Source organism: Staphylococcus arlettae (assembly GCF_002902345.1).
Lineage (GTDB): Bacteria > Bacillota > Bacilli > Staphylococcales > Staphylococcaceae > Staphylococcus > Staphylococcus arlettae.
This window is the reverse complement of the sequence record NZ_PPQB01000002.1, coordinates 1-4388: the sequence shown is the minus strand read 5'-3', so window position 1 is coordinate 4388 and position 4388 is coordinate 1. Positions and strand designations below refer to the sequence as shown.

Sequence of the window (4388 nt, the reverse complement as noted above, 5' to 3'; positions counted from 1 at the left end):
ACAACACATAAAGCCCTGTAGGTTCCGACCAATAAGGAAATTGGAATAAAGCAATAAAAGGAGTTGAAGAAATGAAATTCAGAGAAGCCTTTGAGAATTTTATAACAAGTAAGTATGTACTTGGTGTTTTAGTAGTTTTAACTGTTTACCAGATAATACAAATGCTTAAATAAAAAAAGACTTGATCTGATTAGACCAAGTCTTTTGATAGTGTTATATTAATAACAAAATAAAAAGGAGTCGCTCACGCCCTGACCAAAGTTTGTGAACGACATCATTCAAAGAAAAAAACACTGAGTTGTTTTTATAATCTTGTATATTTAGATATTAAACGATATTTAAATATACATCAAGATATATATTTGGGTGAGCGATTCCTTAAACGAAATTGAGATTAAGGAGTCGATTTTTTATGTATAAAAACAATCATGCAAATCATTCAAATCATTTGGAAAATCACGATTTAGACAATTTTTCTAAAACCGGCTACTCTAATAGCCGGTTGGACGCACATACTGTGTGCATATCTGATCCAAAATTAAGTTTTGATGCAATGACGATCGTTGGAAATCTCAACCGAGACAACGCTCAAGCCCTTTCTAAATTTATGAGTGTAGAGCCCCAAATAAGACTTTGGGATATTCTTCAAACAAAGTTTAAAGCTAAAGCACTTCAAGAAAAAGTTTATATTGAATATGACAAAGTGAAAGCAGATAGTTGGGATAGACGTAATATGCGTATTGAATTTAATCCAAACAAACTTACACGAGATGAAATGATTTGGTTAAAACAAAATATAATAAGCTACATGGAAGATGACGGTTTTACAAGATTAGATTTAGCCTTTGATTTTGAAGATGATTTGAGTGACTACTATGCAATGTCTGATAAAGCAGTTAAGAAAACTATTTTTTATGGTCGTAATGGTAAGCCAGAAACAAAATATTTTGGCGTGAGAGATAGTAATAGATTTATTAGAATTTATAATAAAAAGCAAGAACGTAAAGATAATGCAGATGCTGAAGTTATGTCTGAACATTTATGGCGTGTAGAAATCGAACTTAAAAGAGATATGGTGGATTACTGGAATGATTGCTTTAGTGATTTACATATCTTGCAACCAGATTGGAAAACTATCCAACGCACTGCGGATAGAGCAATAGTTTTTATGTTATTGAGTGATGAAGAAGAATGGGGAAAGCTTCACAGAAATTCTAGAACAAAATATAAGAATTTGATAAAAGAAATTTCGCCAGTCGATTTAACGGACTTAATGAAATCGACTTTAAAAGCGAACGAAAAACAATTGCAAAAACAAATCGATTTTTGGCAACATGAATTTAAATTTTGGAAATAGTGTACATATTAATATTACTGAACAAAAATGATATATTTAAACTATTCTAATTTAGGAGGATTTTTTTATGAAGTGTCTATTTAAAAATTTGGGGAATTTATATGAGGTGAAAGAATAATTTACCCCTATAAACTTTAGTCACCTCAAGTAAAGAGGTAAAATTGTTTAGTTTATATAAAAAATTTAAAGGTTTGTTTTATAGCGTTTTATTTTGGCTTTGTATTCTTTCATTTTTTAGTGTATTAAATGAAATGGTTTTAAATGTTTCTTTACCTGATATTGCAAATCATTTTAATACTACTCCTGGAATTACAAACTGGGTAAACACTGCATATATGTTAACTTTTTCGATAGGAACAGCAGTATATGGAAAATTATCTGATTATATAAATATAAAAAAATTGTTAATTATTGGTATTAGTTTGAGCTGTCTTGGTTCATTGATTGCTTTTATTGGTCACAATCACTTTTTTATTTTGATTTTTGGTAGGTTAGTACAAGGAGTAGGATCTGCTGCATTCCCTTCACTGATTATGGTGGTTGTAGCTAGAAATATTACAAGAAAAAAACAAGGCAAAGCCTTTGGTTTTATAGGATCAATTGTAGCTTTAGGTGAAGGGTTAGGTCCTTCAATAGGGGGAATAATAGCACATTATATTCATTGGTCTTACCTACTTATACTTCCTATGATTACAATAGTAACTATACCTTTTCTTATTAAAGTAATGGTACCTGGTAAATCAACAAAAAATACATTAGATATCGTAGGTATTGTTTTAATGTCTATAAGTATTATATGTTTTATGTTATTTACGACAAATTATAATTGGACTTTTTTAATACTCTTCACAATCTTTTTTGTGATTTTTATTAAACATATTTCAAGAGTTTCTAACCCTTTTATTAATCCTAAACTAGGGAAAAACATTCCGTTTATGCTTGGTTTGTTTTCTGGTGGGCTAATATTTTCTATAGTAGCTGGTTTTATATCAATGGTGCCTTATATGATGAAAACTATTTATCATGTAAATGTAGCGACAATAGGTAATAGTGTTATTTTTCCTGGAACCATGAGTGTTATTGTTTTTGGTTATTTTGGTGGTTTTTTAGTGGATAGAAAAGGATCATTATTTGTTTTTATTTTAGGATCATTGTCTATCTCTATAAGTTTTTTAACTATTGCATTTTTTGTTGAGTTTAGTATGTGGTTGACTACTTTTATGTTTATATTTGTTATGGGCGGATTATCTTTTACTAAAACAGTTATATCAAAAATAGTATCAAGTAGTCTTTCTGAAGAAGAAGTTGCTTCTGGAATGAGTTTGCTAAATTTCACAAGTTTTTTATCAGAGGGAACAGGTATAGCAATTGTAGGAGGTTTATTGTCACTACAATTGATTAATCGTAAACTAGTTCTGGAATTTATAAATTATTCTTCTGGAGTGTATAGTAATATTCTTGTAGCCATGGCTATCCTTATTATTTTATGTTGTCTTTTGACGATTATTGTATTTAAACGTTCTGAAAAGCAGTTTGAATAGTTATATTATATTTTGGTTTAGAACTATGAGTGGCTAGCATTTTGCCACTCATTTTTTGCGTTAGCAAAAACAGGTTTAAGCCTCGCAGAGCACACGTATTAACGACTTATTGTAAAATAAGTCTAGTATGTTAGACTTAAACTATTAAATACACATGAAACCTTTGTGCTTAGGAGTGATTTTTATATGTCTTATTCCATTGTTAGAGTTTCAAAAGTTAAATCTGGAACAAATACAACGGGCATACAAAAACATGTTCAAAGAGAAAATAATAATTATGAAAATGAAGATATAGACCATAGTAAAACTTACTTAAATTATGATTTGGTAAATGCTAATAAACAGAATTTTAATAACTTGATTGATGAAAAAATCGAACAGAATTATACAGGCAAAAGAAAAATTAGAACAGACGCGATTAAACACATTGATGGTTTAATTACATCAGACAATGATTTCTTTGATAATCAAACGCCAGAAGATACAAAGCAGTTTTTTGAATATGCTAAAGAGTTTTTAGAACAAGAATACGGTAAAGATAATTTATTATATGCAACAGTTCACATGGACGAAAAAACACCACATATGCATTATGGCGTTGTTCCAATAACTGATGATGGTCGTTTAAGTGCTAAAGAAGTTGTAGGTAATAAAAAAGCTTTAACAGCGTTTCAAGATAGATTTAATGAGCATGTTAAACAACGAGGATATGATTTAGAACGTGGGCAATCAAGACAAGTAACAAATGCTAAACATGAGCAAATAAGTCAGTATAAACAAAAAACAGAATATCATAAGCAAGAATATGAACGTGAGAGCCAAAAAACAGACCATATAAAGCAAAAGAACGATAAATTAATGCAAGAGTACCAAAAATCGTTAAATACGCTTAAAAAGCCTATAAATGTTCCGTATGAGCAAGAAACTGAAAAAGTAGGTGGTTTATTTAGCAAAGAAATACAAGAAACTGGAAATGTTGTAATAAGCCAAAAAGATTTCAATGAATTTCAGAAACAGATAAAAGCTGCTCAAGATATTTCGGAAGATTACGAGTATATAAAGTCTGGTAGAGCCTTAGATGATAAAGATAAGGAAATACGAGAGAAAGATGATTTATTAAATAAAGCAGTTGAGCGTATTGAAAACGCAGACGATAATTTTAACCAACTTTACGAAAATGCAAAGCCACTTAAAGAGAATATAGAAATAGCGTTAAAGCTTTTAAAAATCTTACTAAAAGAGTTAGAACGAGTTTTAGGAAGAAATACCTTTGCGGAAAGAGTTAATAAGTTAACAGAAGATGAACCAAAACTAAATGGTTTAGCAGGAAACTTAGATAAAAAAATGAATCCAGAATTATATTCAGAACAGGAACAGCAACAAGAACAACAAAAGAATCAAAAACGAGATAGAGGTATGCACTTATAGAACATGCATTTATGCCGAGAAAACTTATTGGTTGGAATGGGCTATGTGTTAGCTAACTTGTT

At 29.9% G+C, this 4388-nt stretch carries 3 protein-coding genes; all 3 read left to right on the top strand.

Translation table 11 applies throughout. The features are described 5' to 3' along the window. Positions 1-412 precede the first annotated feature (412 nt). The 3 genes from CD036_RS00020 (at position 413) to mobV (ending at position 4326) form a co-directional block, all read left to right on the top strand. The gene (locus CD036_RS00020) at positions 413-1357 is read left to right on the top strand and encodes a replication initiation factor domain-containing protein (RefSeq protein ID WP_000277654.1); all 945 of its coding nucleotides are present in this window, start codon (positions 413-415) and stop codon (positions 1355-1357) included. A 161-nt stretch (positions 1358-1518) separates the two neighbouring features. Continuing rightward, entirely contained in the window at positions 1519-2898 is a 1380-nt protein-coding gene (gene tet(K), locus CD036_RS00015) for a tetracycline efflux MFS transporter Tet(K) (protein ID WP_000492283.1), read from the top strand. A gap of 186 nt (positions 2899-3084) precedes the next feature. Next, complete coding sequence (gene mobV / locus CD036_RS00010; protein WP_000122374.1) at positions 3085-4326, top strand: MobV family relaxase; 1242 nt, start codon at positions 3085-3087, stop codon at positions 4324-4326. The last annotated feature ends 62 nt before the right edge of the window (positions 4327-4388 follow it).

What these genes read in the sequence shown, in the direction of transcription:
- CD036_RS00020 (WP_000277654.1), top strand. Translation starts at nt 413, where the DNA reads ATGTATAAAAACAATCATGCAAATCATTCAAATCATTTGGAAAATCAC.
- mobV (WP_000122374.1), top strand. Translation starts at nt 3,085, where the DNA reads ATGTCTTATTCCATTGTTAGAGTTTCAAAAGTTAAATCTGGAACAAAT.